Origin of the sequence: Actinomyces gerencseriae DSM 6844 (genome assembly GCF_000429265.1) — a bacterium.
GTDB lineage: Bacteria > Actinomycetota > Actinomycetes > Actinomycetales > Actinomycetaceae > Actinomyces > Actinomyces gerencseriae.
On the sequence record NZ_AUBN01000006.1, the window covers coordinates 13,336 to 28,816 of the forward strand.

At 73.2% G+C, this 15,481-nt stretch carries 18 protein-coding genes; 4 read left to right on the forward strand and 14 right to left on the reverse strand.

The annotated features are described in order from the left end of the window. Position 1: 1 nt before the first annotated feature. From atpA to G448_RS14720, 11 genes are all read right to left on the reverse strand, one after another. A complete protein-coding gene (gene atpA, locus G448_RS0101625) occupies positions 2 to 1,633 on the reverse strand; it encodes a F0F1 ATP synthase subunit alpha (protein WP_026406551.1) in 1,632 nt (543 codons plus the stop codon). Between the two features lie 74 nt (positions 1,634 to 1,707). After that, a complete protein-coding gene (locus G448_RS0101630) occupies positions 1,708 to 2,532 on the reverse strand; it encodes a F0F1 ATP synthase subunit delta (RefSeq protein WP_026406552.1) in 825 nt (274 codons plus the stop codon). Beyond that, on the reverse strand, positions 2,529 to 3,137 hold the full coding sequence (locus G448_RS0101635) for a F0F1 ATP synthase subunit B (protein WP_026406553.1): 609 nt from the start codon (positions 3,135 to 3,137) through the stop codon (positions 2,529 to 2,531). The genes G448_RS0101630 and G448_RS0101635 overlap by 4 nt, the downstream gene beginning before the upstream one ends. Before the next feature lie 16 nt (positions 3,138 to 3,153). Next, positions 3,154 to 3,363 carry an ATP synthase F0 subunit C gene (gene atpE, locus G448_RS0101640; protein WP_026406554.1) on the reverse strand — a complete coding sequence of 70 codons (210 nt, stop codon included), beginning with the start codon at positions 3,361 to 3,363 and terminating at the stop codon, positions 3,154 to 3,156. Between the two features lie 89 nt (positions 3,364 to 3,452). Further along, positions 3,453 to 4,274 carry a F0F1 ATP synthase subunit A gene (gene atpB / locus G448_RS0101645; RefSeq protein ID WP_034494131.1) on the reverse strand — a complete coding sequence of 274 codons (822 nt, stop codon included), beginning with the start codon at positions 4,272 to 4,274 and terminating at the stop codon, positions 3,453 to 3,455. Positions 4,275 to 4,373: 99 nt separating this feature from the next. Then, entirely contained in the window at positions 4,374 to 4,835 is a 462-nt protein-coding gene (locus G448_RS0101650) for a hypothetical protein (RefSeq protein ID WP_026406556.1), read from the reverse strand. Continuing rightward, the gene (locus G448_RS0101655) at positions 4,832 to 5,953 is read right to left on the reverse strand and encodes an MraY family glycosyltransferase (protein ID WP_026406557.1); all 1,122 of its coding nucleotides are present in this window, start codon (positions 5,951 to 5,953) and stop codon (positions 4,832 to 4,834) included. The genes G448_RS0101650 and G448_RS0101655 overlap by 4 nt, the downstream gene beginning before the upstream one ends. Next, the gene (locus G448_RS0101660) at positions 5,950 to 6,729 is read right to left on the reverse strand and encodes an L-threonylcarbamoyladenylate synthase (protein WP_425393635.1); all 780 of its coding nucleotides are present in this window, start codon (positions 6,727 to 6,729) and stop codon (positions 5,950 to 5,952) included. The genes G448_RS0101655 and G448_RS0101660 overlap by 4 nt, the downstream gene beginning before the upstream one ends. 35 nt (positions 6,730 to 6,764) lie before the next feature. Further along, positions 6,765 to 7,247 carry a DUF456 domain-containing protein gene (locus G448_RS0101665; RefSeq protein ID WP_026406559.1) on the reverse strand — a complete coding sequence of 161 codons (483 nt, stop codon included), beginning with the start codon at positions 7,245 to 7,247 and terminating at the stop codon, positions 6,765 to 6,767. Positions 7,248 to 7,308: 61 nt separating this feature from the next. Further along, a complete protein-coding gene (locus G448_RS0101670) occupies positions 7,309 to 7,986 on the reverse strand; it encodes a LuxR C-terminal-related transcriptional regulator (protein WP_034494076.1) in 678 nt (225 codons plus the stop codon). After that, positions 7,983 to 9,329, reverse strand: a complete 1,347-nt coding sequence (locus G448_RS14720) for an ATP-binding protein (RefSeq protein WP_034494078.1) — start codon at positions 9,327 to 9,329, stop codon at positions 7,983 to 7,985. The genes G448_RS0101670 and G448_RS14720 overlap by 4 nt, the downstream gene beginning before the upstream one ends. A 136-nt stretch (positions 9,330 to 9,465) precedes the next feature. Here G448_RS14720 and G448_RS18960 point away from each other — a divergent pair, with 136 nt between their 5' ends. Both G448_RS18960 and G448_RS17950 read left to right on the forward strand, forming a co-directional pair. Next, positions 9,466 to 11,613, forward strand: a complete 2,148-nt coding sequence (locus tag G448_RS18960) for a PspC domain-containing protein (RefSeq protein WP_084436225.1) — start codon at positions 9,466 to 9,468, stop codon at positions 11,611 to 11,613. 25 nt (positions 11,614 to 11,638) lie between these two features. Continuing rightward, positions 11,639 to 12,169, forward strand: coding sequence for a hypothetical protein (locus G448_RS17950; RefSeq protein ID WP_026406560.1), 531 nt, complete (start codon positions 11,639 to 11,641; stop codon positions 12,167 to 12,169). Between the two features lie 224 nt (positions 12,170 to 12,393). Here G448_RS17950 and G448_RS0101690 read toward each other — a convergent pair whose 3' ends face one another. Next, on the reverse strand, positions 12,394 to 12,978 hold the full coding sequence (locus G448_RS0101690; protein ID WP_026406561.1) for a DJ-1 family glyoxalase III: 585 nt from the start codon (positions 12,976 to 12,978) through the stop codon (positions 12,394 to 12,396). A gap of 212 nt (positions 12,979 to 13,190) precedes the next feature. Further along, positions 13,191 to 14,021 carry an alpha/beta hydrolase family protein gene (locus tag G448_RS0101695; RefSeq protein WP_245572138.1) on the reverse strand — a complete coding sequence of 277 codons (831 nt, stop codon included), beginning with the start codon at positions 14,019 to 14,021 and terminating at the stop codon, positions 13,191 to 13,193. A 175-nt stretch (positions 14,022 to 14,196) separates the two neighbouring features. On the opposite strand from G448_RS0101695, the gene G448_RS0101700 reads away from it, so the two are divergent. Then, positions 14,197 to 14,400 (forward strand): hypothetical protein, encoded by a 204-nt coding sequence (locus G448_RS0101700; protein WP_026406563.1) that lies wholly within the window; start codon positions 14,197 to 14,199, stop codon positions 14,398 to 14,400. Positions 14,401 to 14,405: 5 nt separating this feature from the next. Further along, positions 14,406 to 14,825 (forward strand): type II toxin-antitoxin system death-on-curing family toxin, encoded by a 420-nt coding sequence (locus G448_RS14730; protein ID WP_034494080.1) that lies wholly within the window; start codon positions 14,406 to 14,408, stop codon positions 14,823 to 14,825. Positions 14,826 to 14,884: 59 nt separating this feature from the next. Here G448_RS14730 and G448_RS0101710 read toward each other — a convergent pair whose 3' ends face one another. Then, a complete protein-coding gene (locus tag G448_RS0101710) occupies positions 14,885 to 15,475 on the reverse strand; it encodes a methylated-DNA--[protein]-cysteine S-methyltransferase (protein WP_026406564.1) in 591 nt (196 codons plus the stop codon). Between the last annotated feature and the right edge of the window lie 6 nt (positions 15,476 to 15,481).

Here is a 15,481-nt window from a genome sequence, read left to right on the forward strand (position 1 = left end):
GTCAGCCCCTCTTGAGCACGATCTGCTCGGTCGTGCGCTCGGCGGGGACCTCGTCCTCGGCGGCGGCGACCTCCCCGGAGAGCATCCTGTCCCCGGCCGAATAGGTGCTGCGGAAGGACTCCACGGCGCGGCGCAGGGAGGCCTCGGCCTCCTCGTCCAGGACGCCCGCCTCCCGGATGGTCGTGAGGATCTCTGTGTTGCGTCGCAGATGGTCGAGGAGAGCGGCCTCGAAGGGCAGGACGTCGGCGACGTCGAGGTCGTCGAGATAGCCGTTGGTGCCGGTCCACACGCTGACGACCTGCTCCTCGACCGGGTAGGGCGTGAACTGCGGCTGCTTGAGCAGCTCCATGAGGCGCTCGCCGCGGGTCAGCTGCTGGCGGGTGGCGGCGTCCAGGTCGGAGGCGAACATGGCGAAGGCCTGCATGGAGCGGTACTGCGCGAGGGTGATCTTGAGTGTGCCGGCGACCTCCTTCATGGCCTTGACCTGCGCGGCGCCGCCGACGCGGGACACCGAGATGCCGACATCGACGGCGGGCCGCTGGTCGGAGTTGAACAGGTCGGACTGGAGGAAGATCTGGCCGTCGGTGATGGAGATGACGTTGGTGGGGATGTAGGCCGAGACGTCGTTGGCCTTCGTCTCGATGATCGGCAGCCCGGTCATCGAGCCCGCGCCCAAGTCGTCGGAGAGCTTGGCGCAGCGCTCCAGGAGCCGGGAGTGCAGGTAGAAGACATCGCCGGGGTAGGCCTCGCGGCCCGGCGGACGGCGCAGGAGGAGGGACACGGCGCGGTAGGCCTCGGCCTGCTTGGACAGATCGTCGAAGACGATGAGGACGTGCTTGCCGGAGTACATCCAGTGCTGCCCGATGGCACTGCCGGTGTACGGGGACAGGTACTTGAACCCGGCGGGATCGGAGGCCGGGGAGGCGACGATCGTGGTGTACTCCAGGGCGCCGTGCTCCTCCAGCACCGAGCGCACCGAGGCGATTGTCGAGCCCTTCTGACCCGTGGCGACGTAGATGCAGCGCACCTGCTGGGCGGGATCGCCGGTGTCCCAGACCGCCTTCTGGTTGAGGATCGTATCGAGCGCGATCGCGGTCTTGCCGGTCTTGCGGTCGCCGATGATGAGCTGTCGCTGGCCGCGGCCGATGGGGATCATCGAGTCGATGGCCTTCAGCCCGGTCTGCAGCGGTTCGTGGACCGACTTGCGGGACATGACGCCGGGAGCCTGGAGCTCCAGGGCGCGCCGCCCCTCGTTGGGGATCTCGCCCAGGCCGTCGATGGGACGCCCCAGGGGGTCCACGACGCGGCCCAGGTAGCCGTCGCCGACCGGGACGGACAGGACCTCACCGGTGCGCCGCACGGTCTGGCCCTCGTCGATGCCGGCGAAGTCGCCCAGGACGACGACGCCGATCTCGCGCTCGTCGAGGTTCATCGCCAGGCCGGCGGTGCCGTCCTCGAAGGCGAGGAGCTCGTTCGCCATGACTCCGGGCAGCCCCTCGACGTGGGCGATGCCGTCGGCGGCGAAGACGACGTGACCGACCTCCTCCGCCGCGACCCGCGCCGGCTTGTAGGACGCGACGAACTCGTCCAGGGCCGAACGGACGTCCTCCGGCCTGATGGTCAGCTCTGCCATCTGTCGTCTCCTTGCTGTGATGCTGGGCGGCGCCTCGCGCGGGCGCCGGAAGGTCTGAGGTGGGCTGGGTGGGCTCAGCCCGTCAACCGGACGCGCAGTCCGGCGACAGTGCTGCGGACAGTGGAATCCATGACGAGGTCGCGCACCGAGACCTTGACCCCGCCGATGACCGAGGGGTCGATCGTCGTGTTGAGCTCGACGTCGGTGCCGATGCGCCAGGCGAGGATCGCGCGCAGGCGGTCCTCCTGAGCCCTCGTCATCGGGATGGCCGTGACCACGTCGGCGATGGTGCGGTTCTGCAGCTCGGCGGCCAGCTCGGTGACCCGACGCAGGTTGTAGGGCACTCCGCCGGCCGCGATCTCGGGGTGGTGGCGCACGCACCACGTCACCAGGCTCATCGTCGGGCGGGAGACGCGCGAGGCGAGCAGGCGATGGGCCAGGGCGACGCGGTCCTCGTCGCTGATGCTCCGGGAGGGCTCGAGGGCCTCGCGGATCTCCCGGTCGGCGGACAGCAGGCGCGAGACGGCGAAGAGCTCCTGCTCGACATCGTCGAGGGTGCCGCGTGCGCGCGCGCCGGTGAGAATGGCCTGGATGCCCAGGTCGTGCAGGGCGGAGATGAGGTCGACGGGCCGGGACCAGCGCCCTCGGACGAGGGCCTGGAGGAGGGCGACGACGCGCTCGTCCGCCCGCCCCGCGAAGAGGCGGGCCGCCAGCACCGCCTTGTCGTCGGGCCCGCGACCGGGGTCGGTCAGCGGCCCGCGCAGCGGATGCAGGGCGACCTGGTGGGCGAGGGCGAGGATCTGCTCGCCGAGCTCCTGCCCCTGCGCGCCGGCGGAGGCCAGGACCGGGGCCCAGGCCTCGGCCGCGACGGCACGGCTGGCGGCGGTTCCGGTCCTCACCGGACCGCTCCGTCACCGGCAGTGGGGGCGGCGCGCCGCTCACCCGCGGGAGCCGCCTCCAGACCGTCCAGGAAGCGGTCGATGACCCGTGCGGACAGCTCGGCGTCCTTGAGCTGCTCCCCGACGATCCTCTCGGCCAGCGTGGAGGCCAGGAGACCGACGTCGGTGCGCAGGCTGATCTGAGCGGCCTGCTTCTCCGCCTGAATCTGGCGCTCGGCGGCATCCATGGCCTTGCCGGCCTCGCCCTGGGCCGCCTCACGGGCGGTGGCGATGATCTTCTTGGCCTCGGCCTGCGCGTCCTCGCGGATCCTGGCGGCGTCGCGCCGGGCGTCCTCGACCAGGCGCGCGGCCTTGAGCTCGGCGTCGGCCTGGTCGCCCTTGGCCCTCTCCGCCAGCTCGAGGCCCTCCTCGATGCGGCGGGTGCGCTCGTCGAGGACCTTGGTGAAGCGGGGCAGCGCGTACCTGATGAGCACGACCGCGATGATGAGGAAGGCGACTGCGCCCCATACCAGGTCGGAGGTCTCGGGCAGCAGCATGTTGCCGCCCCCGCCGTCCTCGGAGGCGGCGGGCAGTGCCGCGTGCAGTGCGATGAACCCGGGGGTCATTCGGGACCGCCCGGGATCAGGAGGTGAAGGCGAAGCCCGCGGCGAAGCCGAGCAGACCGAGGGCCTCGATGAGGGCGGCGCCGATGAACATGTTGGTGCGCAGGGCGCCGGCGACCTCCGGCTGGCGGGCGGTGCCCTCCTGCGTCTTGGCCACGACCAGGCCGATGCCGATGCCGGGGCCGAGGGTGGCGAGGCCGTAACCGATGGTCGCGATGCTTCCGGTCATAGTTGGTTCTCTCCTTGGAGATCGGATATCCGGGCGGGCCCGGGGGCTTGCGGATGGGTCGATGGGCAGTGGTCTAGCGGTCTCGGGACTCAGTGCGTGTTGATCGAGGACTCGATGTAGACGGCTGTGAGCAGGGCGAAGATGTAGGCCTGGAGGGCGGCGACGAAGACCTCGAACAGGACGAAGGCCAGGGCGACGCCGAAGGTCACGGCGCCCAGGCCCTTGAGGACGCCGGCCGCGTGGAGGAACAGGGCGCTGGTGGCGGCGTAGCACAGGGCGAGCAGGAAGTGGCCCGAGACCATGTTGGCCAGGAGTCGGATCGTCAGGGTCACCGGGCGCATGATGAGGTTGGAGAGGAACTCGATGGGGATGATGAGGATCCACAGGGCCTTGGGCACGCCCGAGGGGAGCACGGAGCTGCGCAGGAAGCCGCCCGCCCCGTGGTTCTTGATGCCCGCGTAGAAGAAGGCTGCGTAGGCCACCGCGGCGAAGATGATCGGCATGCCGATGACGCTGGTGGCGGCGATGTTGAGGCCGGGGATGACGCCGGAGATATTGAGGAAGAGCACGCCCAGGAAGATCGTGGTGATGATCGGCACGTAGGGCTGGGCGCGGCGCTTGCCGATGATCTCCTCGGCGATGTTGACGCGGGCGAAGTCGATCAGCATCTCGCACACGTTCTGGAAGCGGCCCGGCACGACCCTGGCGCGCGCGGCGCCGAGGCCGAAGAAGAGCACGAGGACGGCGGTCATGATCAGGCGCACCATCATAATGCGGTTGACCGCGAACGGGGTCCCCGCGAACAGGAAGGCCTGGGGGAAGAAGTCGGCCAGGGAGGGCGGCTCGAAGCCGTCGCCGCCCTCAGCGACTGGGGCGACCGCCGCTAGCCCGGCGGCGAGAGTCGCGCTCATGATCACCAAGTCTCCTTCGAACGAGCCGGAGCACCGCATGCGGCACTGACCGGAGACTGCCCGGTGCGAGTACCGATTCGCAGAGCACTGATCGTCACTTTACTCGCCATCCGCCCCGGATTCGACCGTTGGCGAGCGCGCAGCGGCCAAAGAGGCGATTTCGACGGCGGCGACCCCCAGGAGCACCGCCGCCAGCGTCCCCAGGAACCACGCCGGGGACATCGCGGACTTGTGGGGCCCCGCCAGCAGCACCACCCCGATCATGACGAGGATCTTGCCCAGGAAGGAGAGCATGACGCCGCTGGAGGCGAGCAGCGGGAAGCGGTCCCAGGGCACGGCCAGCGCCGCCGCCGTGATCGCGGTCAGGAGCGCGCCCGCGCCCGCGCCCCAGGCGGCGCCGCCCCAGGCCCGCCCCCCCGCCAGGAGACCGGCCAGAAGGCCGAGGCAGGCAAGCGCGCCGCCGACGCCTCCCACTCGCGCCGCGGTGCGCCGGAAGACCTCCCGACGGGTCGCGGGAGGAGCGGCGCGCGACGGCTCGCCGGCCGGGGTCCCGGCGCTCATCCGCGGGAGCCTCTCCCGAGGCGCCGCGCCCAGGTCTGACGCACGCCCGGCATCATGTCGGCGGTGATGAGCAGAGTCATGATCGCGCCGACGCCGGCCCCCACCAGCACGCCGCGCAGCGGGAAGAAGGCCATGGCGGCGCACGAGAAGGAGATGAGGGCGGCCCACACGTACATCACCAGCACGGCGCGACGGTGCGAGTGACCGGCGGCCAGCAGGCGGTGATGCATGTGCATGCGGTCGGGGTGGAAGGGGCTGTGCCCGGCCCAGGTGCGTCTCGTGATCGCCATCACCATGTCGGTCAGGGGCAGCAGCAGCACCGCCAGGGGGATGAGCACCGGCAGGAACACGGGCACCGCCGTCGTGCCCTCGATGGACAGCGGATCGATCTGACCGGTGACGATGATGGTGCCGGCCGCCGAGATGAGGCCCAGCTGCATGGACCCGGAGTCCCCCATGAAGATCGTCGCCGGATGGAAGTTGTGGGGCAGGAAGCCCACGCAGATGCCGACGAGGGCCGCCACCACGGTGGCCGCCAGGGACGTGTAGGAGGCCGGCTGGGTGGTGCGGGTGAGCACGTAGACGTAGAGGAAGAAGGCGCTGGCGCCGATGCCGATGATGCCGGCCGCCAAGCCGTCGAGCCCATCGACGAAGTTGACCGCGTTGATGACCGCCAGCACCACCAGGATGGTGGAGATCAGGCTCAGCCGCGAGGAGCCCAGAGTGACCCCGCCCACGGGGAAGGTGATGAGCTGGACCCCCCGCCAGGCCATGACGCCGGCCGCCAGGATCTGACCGGACAGCTTGGCCCACCAGTCCAGCTCCCACAGGTCATCGACGACGCCCAGGAGGCAGACCATGCCCGCCCCCAGCACGACCGCCCATGCGGAGGAGTCGATGACGCCGGCCAGATAGGGCACCCGGGAGGCCACCGTCACCGCCGAGACGAAGCCCGCGTACATGGCCACGCCCCCGAGCCTGGGGATCGGGGTGGAGTGGACGTCGCGGGCGCGCACCGGGGTCAGGGCGTTGGACACCAGCGCGACGTGGCGCACGATCGGGACGGTCATGTAGGTCACCGCCGCGGCGACCAGGAGGACCAGGAGGTAGACCTTCATGCGTCGCGCCCCCCGTCCCCGCCGGCCGCGGCCGCGAGCGGCGCCGCTCCCGCGGCGCGCAGCACGGGGTCGAGGACGGCGGCGAGAGCGGAACGGCCCAGGGCGCCGTCGCGGAGCACTCTCGGAGCCAGGGCGTGGCCGGAGGCCAGGGAGACGATCGTGGAGGGCGCGGGTCCGGGCGCGGGTCCGCCGTCGAGCAGGAGGATGTCGGCGTCCTCGGCGTCCTCGGCGGCATCGCGGACGCGACCGGGGAAGGCGGCGCGGGCCGAGGCGGCGTCGGTGGCCGGGGGCTCGCCGGTGCGGTTGGCGCTGGTGACCGCCATGGGACCGGTGGCGCGCAGGACGGACAGGGCCAGCGGGTGGTCGGGCATGCGCACCGCGACGGTGCCTCCGGTCTCGCCGAGGTCCCAGCCCAGGTGGGGAGCCGCGTCCAGCACGAGAGTGAGGGCGCCGGGCCAGCAGGCCCCCATGAGGACGCGGGCCGTCGACGGCGCACCGGCGACGACGCCGTCGAGCTGATCGGGATCGGCGACCAGGACCGGCAAGGGCATCCGGCGTCCGCGCCCCTTGGCCGCCAGGAGGCGGACGACGGCATCGCGGTCCGAGGCCAGGGCGCCGATGCCGTAGACCGTGTCGGTGGGGAGGACGAGCAGACCGCCGCCCCGCACGTGCGCGACGGCACGGTCCAGCGCCCCGGGCGGGATCGGGCGCCGATGCGCCTCCGCCGTCCGCACTGCTCGCGCCGCCCGCGCGTCATGGTCCGACTGGTCCGTCACGGCGAACATCCTGCCACGGATCCGACGCGCGGGGCTCAGCCCCGGGCGAGGGCGACACCCCACGCCGCGGCGGCGATGAGACAGCCTCCCAGCTCGAGGAGGATCGCCGCGCCCTGGGCCTTGACGGCCGCCCAGGCCGCGGCCCCGGCGCCGGCCCGATCGGCTCCGCGGACGAGCTCCCACAGGTACACGCCCAGGGTGAAGCCGACCGGCAGCCCCACCACCGGCAGCAGGAAGAAGCCGATCACGCCGGCCAGACCGCCCACGAGCAGAGAGCGCCCGGGCACCCCCGCTCGGCGCAGCAGCCTGCCCACCAGGACGTACTTGCCCGCGCTGGTGAGCACCACGGCCACGACGGACACCGACAGCGCGACCCAGGCCGAGGTCCCGCCCGTGACGACCGCCCATACGGCGATGGCCGCCAGGACGAGGGCCGGACCGGGGTAGATCTGAGTCAGGGCGCCGCCCAGCCCCACGACGATGACCAGGCCGACGACGACGTTCCCCGCGATTCCCACGGGCGGAGTCTGCCACACGCAGGCCCCGATCCGCCCCGTGCGGCAGCGGAGCGGATGCGGCCTACACCAGGTGCCGGGCGGCGGCCCAGCGAGTGAGCTCGTTGCGGTTGGACAGCTGCAGCTTGCGCAGCACCGCCGAGACGTGCGTCTCCACGGTCTTGACGCTGATGAACAGCTCGGAGGCGCACTCCCGGTAGGTGTATCCGCGGGCGATGAGCCGCATGACCTCGCGCTCGCGGGCCGAGAGGCGGTCGAGCTCGGAGTCGGCCACGGCGACCTCCCCCGCGCCCGCGCCGAAGGCGTCGAGCACGAAGCCGGCCAGGCGCGGGGAGAAGGCGGCGTCCCCGGCGGCCACGCGCCTGACCGCCTGAGCGAGGTCGGCGGTGGAGATCGCCTTGGTCACGTACCCGCGCGCCCCGGCGCGGATGACGCCGACGACGTCGTCGCTCGCGTCCGACACGCTCAGGGCGAGGAAGCGCGTGGCGGGCACGTCGCCGCAGGAGACCACCACCTCCGCGCCGCCGCCCCCGTTGCCGCCCGGCAGGTGCACGTCGAGCAGGACGACGTCCGGGACCAGCGCGTGAACGGCGGCGATGGCGCCCTCGACGTCGTCGGCCTCGCCCACGACCTCCAGGTCGGCGGCATGGGAGGAGAGCTCGGAGCGCACGCCGGCGCGCACGAGGGCGTGGTCATCGACGACGAGGACGCGCAGGGCGGCGGAGGGAGCGGGATCGGTCATGATACTCCTTGGGAGGGGGTGGGAAGGCTGAGGCTGACCTCTGTGCCCTGGGCGAGGCGGCGAACGGAGCCCGTGCCGCCGTGACGCGCCATGCGGGCGATGATGGACTCGCGCACGCCGTGACGATCGGGGGCGACGGCGTCGAGGTCGAATCCGGGACCGCGGTCGCGCACGAAGACCTCCATCCGCCCGTCGCTGAGCTCGGCGTAGACGGACACGGGCGGGGCACCGTGCCGCACGGCGTTCGACAGGGCCTCGCGCGCGGCCGCGACGATGACCTCGGTGGCGCGATCGGGAACGCGATCTCCCACGACGACCAGCCCGATCTCCGCACCGTAGCGGTCCTCGACCTCCCCGACGAGGTCGCGCACGGCGTCGGCCGCCGAGGTGCCCGCCTCGGGTCGATCGGTGTAGAGCCAGGCGCGCAGCTCGCGCTCCTGGGAACGGGCCAGGCGGGCGACGGCCGTCGGCTCGTCGGCGCGCTTGCGGATGAGGGTGAGCGTCTGCAGGACCGAGTCGTGCAGGTGCGCGGCGATGTCGGCGCGCTCGGCCTCGCGCGCCTCGGCCGCGCGGGTATCCGCGAGCGCCCGGTTGGTGCGCAGCCACAGCGGGGCCAGGACGAGTCCGATGCCGACGACGAGGGCGGCGCCGGTGACGGCTCCGGCCAGCAGGTCGCCCGGGGCGGTGTCGCGGGCCACCCACATGAGGATCCCGACGGCCACCAGGGCGACGCCCCCGGCCATGCGCAGGCGCGCGCCGATGCCGCTCCCGGGTCCGGTGACAGCATCGACCTGGGACCACGCGAGCGCCGCCCCGCCCCCGATGATGACCAGGGGTCCCACCCAGCCCGTGAACGCGAAGGAGAGCAGACCCGCGCGCCACAGTGAGACGAGAACGGCCGCGAGCAGGAGGGCGCCCCCGCCGAGGATCGAACGCAGGCGGCTCGGCACGGGGACGAGCTCGATCGGGCGGGCGCTGAGTCGGGCGCGTCTGACGGGCACGACGCCGGCCGCCTCGGCCCATGGATCGCCGGTGGGCACGGACAGCCACAGCAGCACGTACAGCAGGACGCCCGCGCCGCCGGCCAGGGTCGCCGCGACGACGACGAGCCGCACGATCGCCGCGGGCGCGCCGAGATGGGCGGCGACGCCGGCGCACACGCCCGCCAGAAGGCGTACGGGCCGTCTCCGGGAGGATGCGCCCGCCGCGAGCGCGGCGGGCCGTGCCGGAGTCGGGGCGGCCGAGCGACGGGGAGGGCGCCGCAGCGGCAACCGCCGCGGCGCGGCCCCGCACGAGGGCGCCGCGGGCCGCCCCACGGGGCGTCCCCGAGCCATGGTCGTCATGCCCCTATCGTGACACGTCGACCAGCGCCGAGGGCCCGCCGCGGACCGGAACCAGGGCCCGGGCAGGGTCCGATGGGGGACGGCTCAGGGTCTCCCCCGATCGTCAGGAGACGAATCCGCCGAGGACCATGGAGCCATGAGCAACTCCGACCTCCCCCCCGACGACGGATCCCGGGCGACGCCGCCCGACAACGATCGCCCCGACCAGGCGGGCCCCGGTGCAGGGCCGTCATCACCTCCTCCCGACGGGTACCCAACGGGCGGGGCCGGATGGGACTACCCGCCGCGGCGCGGGCCGGCGGCCGGCCTCTTCGACTCGATCCGGCGCTCCGGCATGATGCGCACCGAGCAGCGGTGGATCGGCGGAGTCGCGGGGGGCGTCGCGCGGCGCCTCGGCGTGGACGTCACGATCGTGCGCTGCGTCTGGATCGTCCTGTCGGTGTTCACCGGCGCCGGGGCGATCCTCTACGGCCTGGGCTGGGCGCTCCTGCCGGAGGAGTCCGACGGGCGGATCCACCTCGAGCAGGCCCTGAACGGCGATGTGAGCGCCGGACTGGCCGGGGCGATCGTCGCCCTCATCGCCGGTCTGGCCTCCGCGGACCACGGCCTGGTCCCCGGATGGTTCCTGGGGAAGTGGGGCCTGGCCTTCTGGGGGGCCTTCTGGCCGCTGTTCTGGCTCTTCCTGATCGTCGGCTCGATCGTCTGGCTCGTCCGGTCGCAGCGCTCGCAGCCGGACCGCGGCCCGCGGCCGCGCCCGACGCCTCCCCCCGGCGACATGCGCGCCCCGGGCTGGCAGCGGGCCGCGTGGGCGGAGGGGGCCGATGCGGCGAGGGCTGCCGGCGGTCCCCGTGCTCCTCATGATCCTTACCGCGCCGGCACGGATGCCGCGATGCCGCCGGCCGCCGGTCCGACCCCGGGGCGCCCGTCCGGGATGCCCGGCCCGTCCGGGATGCCGGTGCCCGGCGCACCCGGCCCGTCCGGAATGCCCGGGGCACCGGGAACGACCGGTGGGCCCGGTGCGCCCTGGCGTCCCGGATACGGTCCCCGCCCCGTGCCGCCGCCGCGTCCGCGCGTCCCGGGCCCCGGCAGGAGGGCGAGCCTGCTCGTGATCGGCCTGGCCCTCATCGGCCTGGCAGCGGCGGGTCTGGGTCGCACGACGGGCACGATCAGCGTCTTCCAGGCGGTGTTCGTCACCAGTGGCGGCCTGATCCTCCTGCTGGGCGCCGGCGTCGCGGCCTCCGCGCTGCGGGGTCGGCGCGGAGGATGGATGACCGGAATCGGCTGGCTGGCGGCTCTCGCGGCCCTGCCGCTGCTCGCCATCGGCTCGGTCCTGCCCCCGCGGGCCATGAGCGGCTCCGTGCCCGACCGCCCCGTCCGCATCACTCTGTCCGACGCGGACCTCGATCCCGGCACGACCACGTACCCGGTCATGTCCGACGGCACCATCGACCTGGGCGCCTACGGGGCCGGTTCGGTCACCCTCGACCTGCGCCAGGTCGCGCGGGACGCGAACGCCGTCGGGAGCGCCGCCAACCCCTCCGTCCGCCTCACGGTCGGCACGGGCCGCATCCTGATCATGACCGGCGAGAACCAGCCCGTGCGCGTGAACGGCCGGGCCCAGCTCGGGGCGCTCGGAACCGATCTCGTCTCGCAGTGGGACTCCGACGACGACCGTGGGCCCAACCGCATCCGCCGCCAGTGGACCGATTGGTCCGACAAGAGCTACACGGTCACCGGCGAGGAGCTGCCCTCGTCGTACTCGTGGCGGCAGCTGATCGACGAGAGCAGCGAGCTCGCCTCGCCGGCGGCCCGGGATTCCGGACGCTGGATCGGCGTCGATGCCGAGGTCGGCGCCGGCGCGATCGAGGTCACGGAGTCGCCCGACCAGGTGCGCTGGAGCGGATCGACGGAGACCAGTACGTGGGTCGTGAGCTCCTGGACGGACGGCGACGGCGACCACACCGGGGAGGAGCTGCCGGTGGCCGGCATGACCCACCCCGCCGTCGGCTCGAGCACCGCCAGGACCTGCCTCAAGCAGGTTCTCGACGATGACAACGATGATGACGGCGTCCGGATGCGGGCGAGGTGGAGCGACTTGTCCGAATTGTCCACTGCGCAGCGCTCCGCCTACGAGAGCTGCCTGACCACCGCGTGGGAGCGGGGCGGGGGAGCCCCCGGTCCCGCACCCGCCTCGCCCACCGCCCCGACGCCCACTGCGACGTCCTCCGCATCGGGCGCGCCATCGGCCCAGCCCGCCTCACCCTCACCAGCCCCGACGCACTGACCCGTCATCCCCGAGGAGATCGACCATGAGCACCATGAGCACTGAGAACGCCGACGGCTCTGCCAGCAGCCGTCATCCCGCCTCCCCGTCGCCGGCGGAGCCCGCGGGACCCGGGGGCGCCCCGCCGACGGACGCCGAGCGCACCGAGCCCCTCTCAACGGCCCCGGCGGCACCGACGGAACAGATGCCATCGACGACCGGAGCGACCGCGACGCGCACCGAGCCCCTGCCGACGACGGCGACGTCGCCCGGGGCGGCCGAGGCGACCGCCCCCGCCTCCGGCATGACGACGCCGAGGCCCGACCCGGACGGGGTCTGGACGTCCAGCTCCCTGGAGCGGGAGCCGGAGTCGCAGCACAAGCGCGGACCGGTCCGCAGGAGCACCCTGACCTGGGGACTGATCCTCCTGGCGCTGGGCGGGCTGCTCATCGCATTCGGGGTCGGCCTGCGCATCGACCTGGTGACCACGGGGATCGTGCTGCTGGCGGGCACCGGCGTTCTCGTCCTGGTGGCCGCGCTGATCCCCCACTCGCGGAAGAGGTCCGCGCGCCCCTGACCCCGCCGACGGGCCGGCGGCGGACGACGCGGGCCGGGGTCGGATCCGTCATCGGAGCCGACCCCGGCCCCATCGCCGAGATCGGTCCGGTTCCGCGCCGAGATCGGTCGAGTTCCGACTCGAGATCGGTCCGGTTCCGCGCCGAGATCGGTTCGGGACGGCGGGAGCCGATCGTCGTCGGGGACGCCGCCGCGCCATCGTCCCGCGGCCGCGGCCAGCGGCGCTCAGCGCTGATGGACGATGCCCCTCTCGACCCTCTCGACGGCGGCGTCATCGAGCAGGAAACGGATGATCTCCAGTCCCAGGTCGACGGCGGTGCCCATGCCGCGGCTGGTGAGCAGGTTGCCGTCGACCACGACGCCGCTCTCACTGACCTCGGCGCCGTTGTCCTCCAGGACGCCGGTGAAGGCCGGGTTGGCGGTGGCCCTGCGGCCGCGCAGCAGCCCCAGCTCGGCGGGAATGGAGGGCGCGGCGCAGATCGCCGCCAGGGGCAGATCCGCCTCCAGCCGGCGGGTCACCTCGTCGGTCACCGCCCGAGTCCTCCTGAGGTTGGGAGTTCCGGGAATGCCTCCTGGCAGGAAGACGAGAGCGTAGTCGGCCAGATGGGCGTCGGCCAGGAGCGCGTCGCAGCGGAAGGTGACGCGATGGGAGCTGGTGACCTCGAGGTCGTCTCCCACGGCCAGCATGTCGACGGCGATCCCGGCGCGGTAGAGCAGGTCGACGACGGCCAGGGCCTCGACCTCCTCCAGCCCCTCGGCGATGAGCACGGCGACCCTGGCGTCGGTGGTGAGTTGATCGGGTACGGGCACGATTCCTCCTCGGTGCGGGTCTCTCGGTACGGTCGTAGGTCTCAGCACTGCACGCACCCCGACCCTAGTCCTGCTCGAGCCCGACCGGCGAGGACTCGGCGCCGTCGCCCTGGCACGAGGGTCCGACGACGTCGGTCGCAACCGCCACGCCGACGACGTGCAGGACCCCGACGACGGCGAGGTGCTCGTCCTCGAACCGCCCGGGAGCGGGATCAGGGATCCTCCAGAACCCCGCACCAGGTCAGGAACGACTCGGAGCGGGCGACGGCCTCGGCGAACCGTTCGTCGCCGAAGCCGTGGGCGGCGCCGGGAACCCGCACGAGGCGGGCGTCGGGCAGCAGGCGCGTCGCGTCCTCGGACACCGCGATCGGCACGTCGACATCCTGCTCGCCGTGGACCAGCAGCACGGGGACCCGCAGCCGCGCCAGCTCGGCGTCGACGTCCAGGTCCCGTACGTCGGTGACGTAACGACGCCCGAGGGTGACGTCACGGCCATCGACGCGGTGCGTGAAGGCCCGCGGCACGGCCGAGCCCGAGCCGAAGCGGGAGCGCATGGCGGCCGGCAGGCGCAGCGCCGGGTACCACAGGACGAGGGCGCTGACCTGCGTCGGCCGCCCGACCGCCGCCAGGGCTGCGACGAGCCCGCCCTGGCTCCGTCCGAACAAGGCCGTCCGGCCGACGTCGACGAAGGGCCATGCCCGCGCCGCGTCCAGCACCGCCTCCAGGTCGGCGATCTCGGTGAGCACCGACATGGCGGTCATGGGCCCGGCGGTGGGCGCCCCGCCTCCGCGGAACGAGGGGGCGACGGCGACCGCCCCGGCCGCCGCGAACCGCTGCGCGATGCCGGCCACGCGCAACCCCGACTCCCCCAGGCCATGGCAGCAGATCACCAATGGCGCGCGCCCCCTCCCGGCGGCGGCGTCGCGGGGCACGTAGACCAATGAGTGGACCAGCGCGCGGGTCGACCAGGCGGCGGAGCCGCCCTCACCGGCGCCGTCCGCGGCGACCGGCGTACTGAGCTCGCGCGCGAGGACGTCACTCACCGGCGCCGCTCCGTCCCGAGCGCGCTCCTGCGTAGTCCACATCCATGCATTCCGCTCATCCCGCGTGCCGTCCCATGCGCTCCGCGCGGCCCCGCGCGTGCGCGGCTCCCCTCCTTGCGCCCGACTCGTCCGGACTCCGCGCGCCCTCAAGATATCGCATTGGTACCATTGACGCATGGCGATGACTCTGCGTTTGTCCAAGGAAGACGAGCACGTCCTGGCCCGGCTGGCGAAGGAGGACGGGACCAGTCGTCAGGCGGTGATCGTCCGGGCGATCCACGAGGCGGCCGCGCGCCGTGGGCACGAGGAGCACGTGGAGGACGCCTCGGCCCGCATCCGCAACCGCTACGCCGACGTCCTCAAGCGACTCGGTCGATGACGCCGATGACCGAGTATCTCACGCTCGAGGACCTGCTCGCGCTCATAGGCGATCTCGGCGTCGGGCCGGTGCGCGACCTCGGCCTGCTGGAATCGGCGGCGCACCGACCGACTACCGCGCTGTGGGGGCGCGACGTCTACGCGACGATCGAGAAGAAGGCCGCCGCCCTGCTCGACTCCCTGGTGCGCGACCGTCCCCTGGCGGACGGGAACAAGCGCCTGGGATGGCTCGCCGCACTCGTTCTCCTGGACATCAACGGCCGCCGGATCGAGGTCCCCGACGACGAGGCCCACGAACTGGTGACCGCCGTCGCCCAAGAGAGGACCACGCTCGCAGAGGTCACCAGGGCCCTGACGCGGTGGCGCGGTCGGCCGCCGGCACGGCGCGACCGAGACGATCCAGGACCAGTGCGGGATCGGCGCTGATGAGCACGGAGCGCTCGGCGATCTCGCGCGGCGCGACCGGGTCGAACGAAACGGCGGCGTCACAGCCCGGGGACGGGATCCTGCGGGATGCCGAGGTCGGGCAGGCGGGCGCCCTCCAGGCGCAGCAGCCGGGTCTTGCGATCGGTGCCGCCCGCGTAGCCGGTGAGGGAGCCGTCGGCCCCCACCACCCGGTGGCAGGGGATGATGACGCTGATCGGGTTGCGCCCCACGGCGCCCCCGACGGCGCGAGCCGAGCAGCGGTGGCCGATCTCGGCCTCGACGGCGTCGGCGATCCACCCGTAGGCGCGGGTGGCCCCGCGCGGAATGTCGAGCAACCGGCCCCACACGCGCTGCTGGAAGTCGGTGCCGCGGGGCGCGAGCGCGGGAGGATCGCCGGGGTCCTCGCCGGCGAAGTACCGGTCGAGCCAGGCCCGGGCATCTGCGAGGACGGCCGGGCCGTCGTCACTCCCGGGCCCGACGACGAAGGCGCGCTCCGCGCCCCTCCCGTCCATCCCGGCCCGGTCGTGCCGTTGACCGTCGAACCACACTCCGACGAGCACCCCGCCCGCGGACAGGTCCTCGCCGGTCTCGGCGGCCAGCGTCATCGGCCCCAGAGGGGAGTCGTAGGCGAGCATGACGATACGGCGCATGCGAGC

Coding starts and splice junctions, on each gene's coding strand:
- atpA (WP_026406551.1), bottom strand. CDS start 1,633: ATGGCAGAGCTGACCATCAGGCCGGAGGACGTCCGTTCGGCCCTGGAC.
- G448_RS0101635 (WP_026406553.1), bottom strand. CDS start 3,137: ATGACCCCCGGGTTCATCGCACTGCACGCGGCACTGCCCGCCGCCTCC.
- atpE (WP_026406554.1), bottom strand. CDS start 3,363: ATGACCGGAAGCATCGCGACCATCGGTTACGGCCTCGCCACCCTCGGC.
- atpB (WP_034494131.1), bottom strand. CDS start 4,274: ATGAGCGCGACTCTCGCCGCCGGGCTAGCGGCGGTCGCCCCAGTCGCT.
- G448_RS0101650 (WP_026406556.1), bottom strand. CDS start 4,835: ATGAGCGCCGGGACCCCGGCCGGCGAGCCGTCGCGCGCCGCTCCTCCC.
- G448_RS0101655 (WP_026406557.1), bottom strand. CDS start 5,953: ATGAAGGTCTACCTCCTGGTCCTCCTGGTCGCCGCGGCGGTGACCTAC.
- G448_RS0101670 (WP_034494076.1), bottom strand. CDS start 7,986: ATGACCGATCCCGCTCCCTCCGCCGCCCTGCGCGTCCTCGTCGTCGAT.
- G448_RS14720 (WP_034494078.1), bottom strand. CDS start 9,329: ATGACGACCATGGCTCGGGGACGCCCCGTGGGGCGGCCCGCGGCGCCC.
- G448_RS18960 (WP_084436225.1), top strand. CDS start 9,466: ATGAGCAACTCCGACCTCCCCCCCGACGACGGATCCCGGGCGACGCCG.
- G448_RS17950 (WP_026406560.1), top strand. CDS start 11,639: ATGAGCACCATGAGCACTGAGAACGCCGACGGCTCTGCCAGCAGCCGT.
- G448_RS0101700 (WP_026406563.1), top strand. CDS start 14,197: ATGGCGATGACTCTGCGTTTGTCCAAGGAAGACGAGCACGTCCTGGCC.
- G448_RS14730 (WP_034494080.1), top strand. CDS start 14,406: ATGACCGAGTATCTCACGCTCGAGGACCTGCTCGCGCTCATAGGCGAT.
- G448_RS0101710 (WP_026406564.1), bottom strand. CDS start 15,475: ATGCGCCGTATCGTCATGCTCGCCTACGACTCCCCTCTGGGGCCGATG.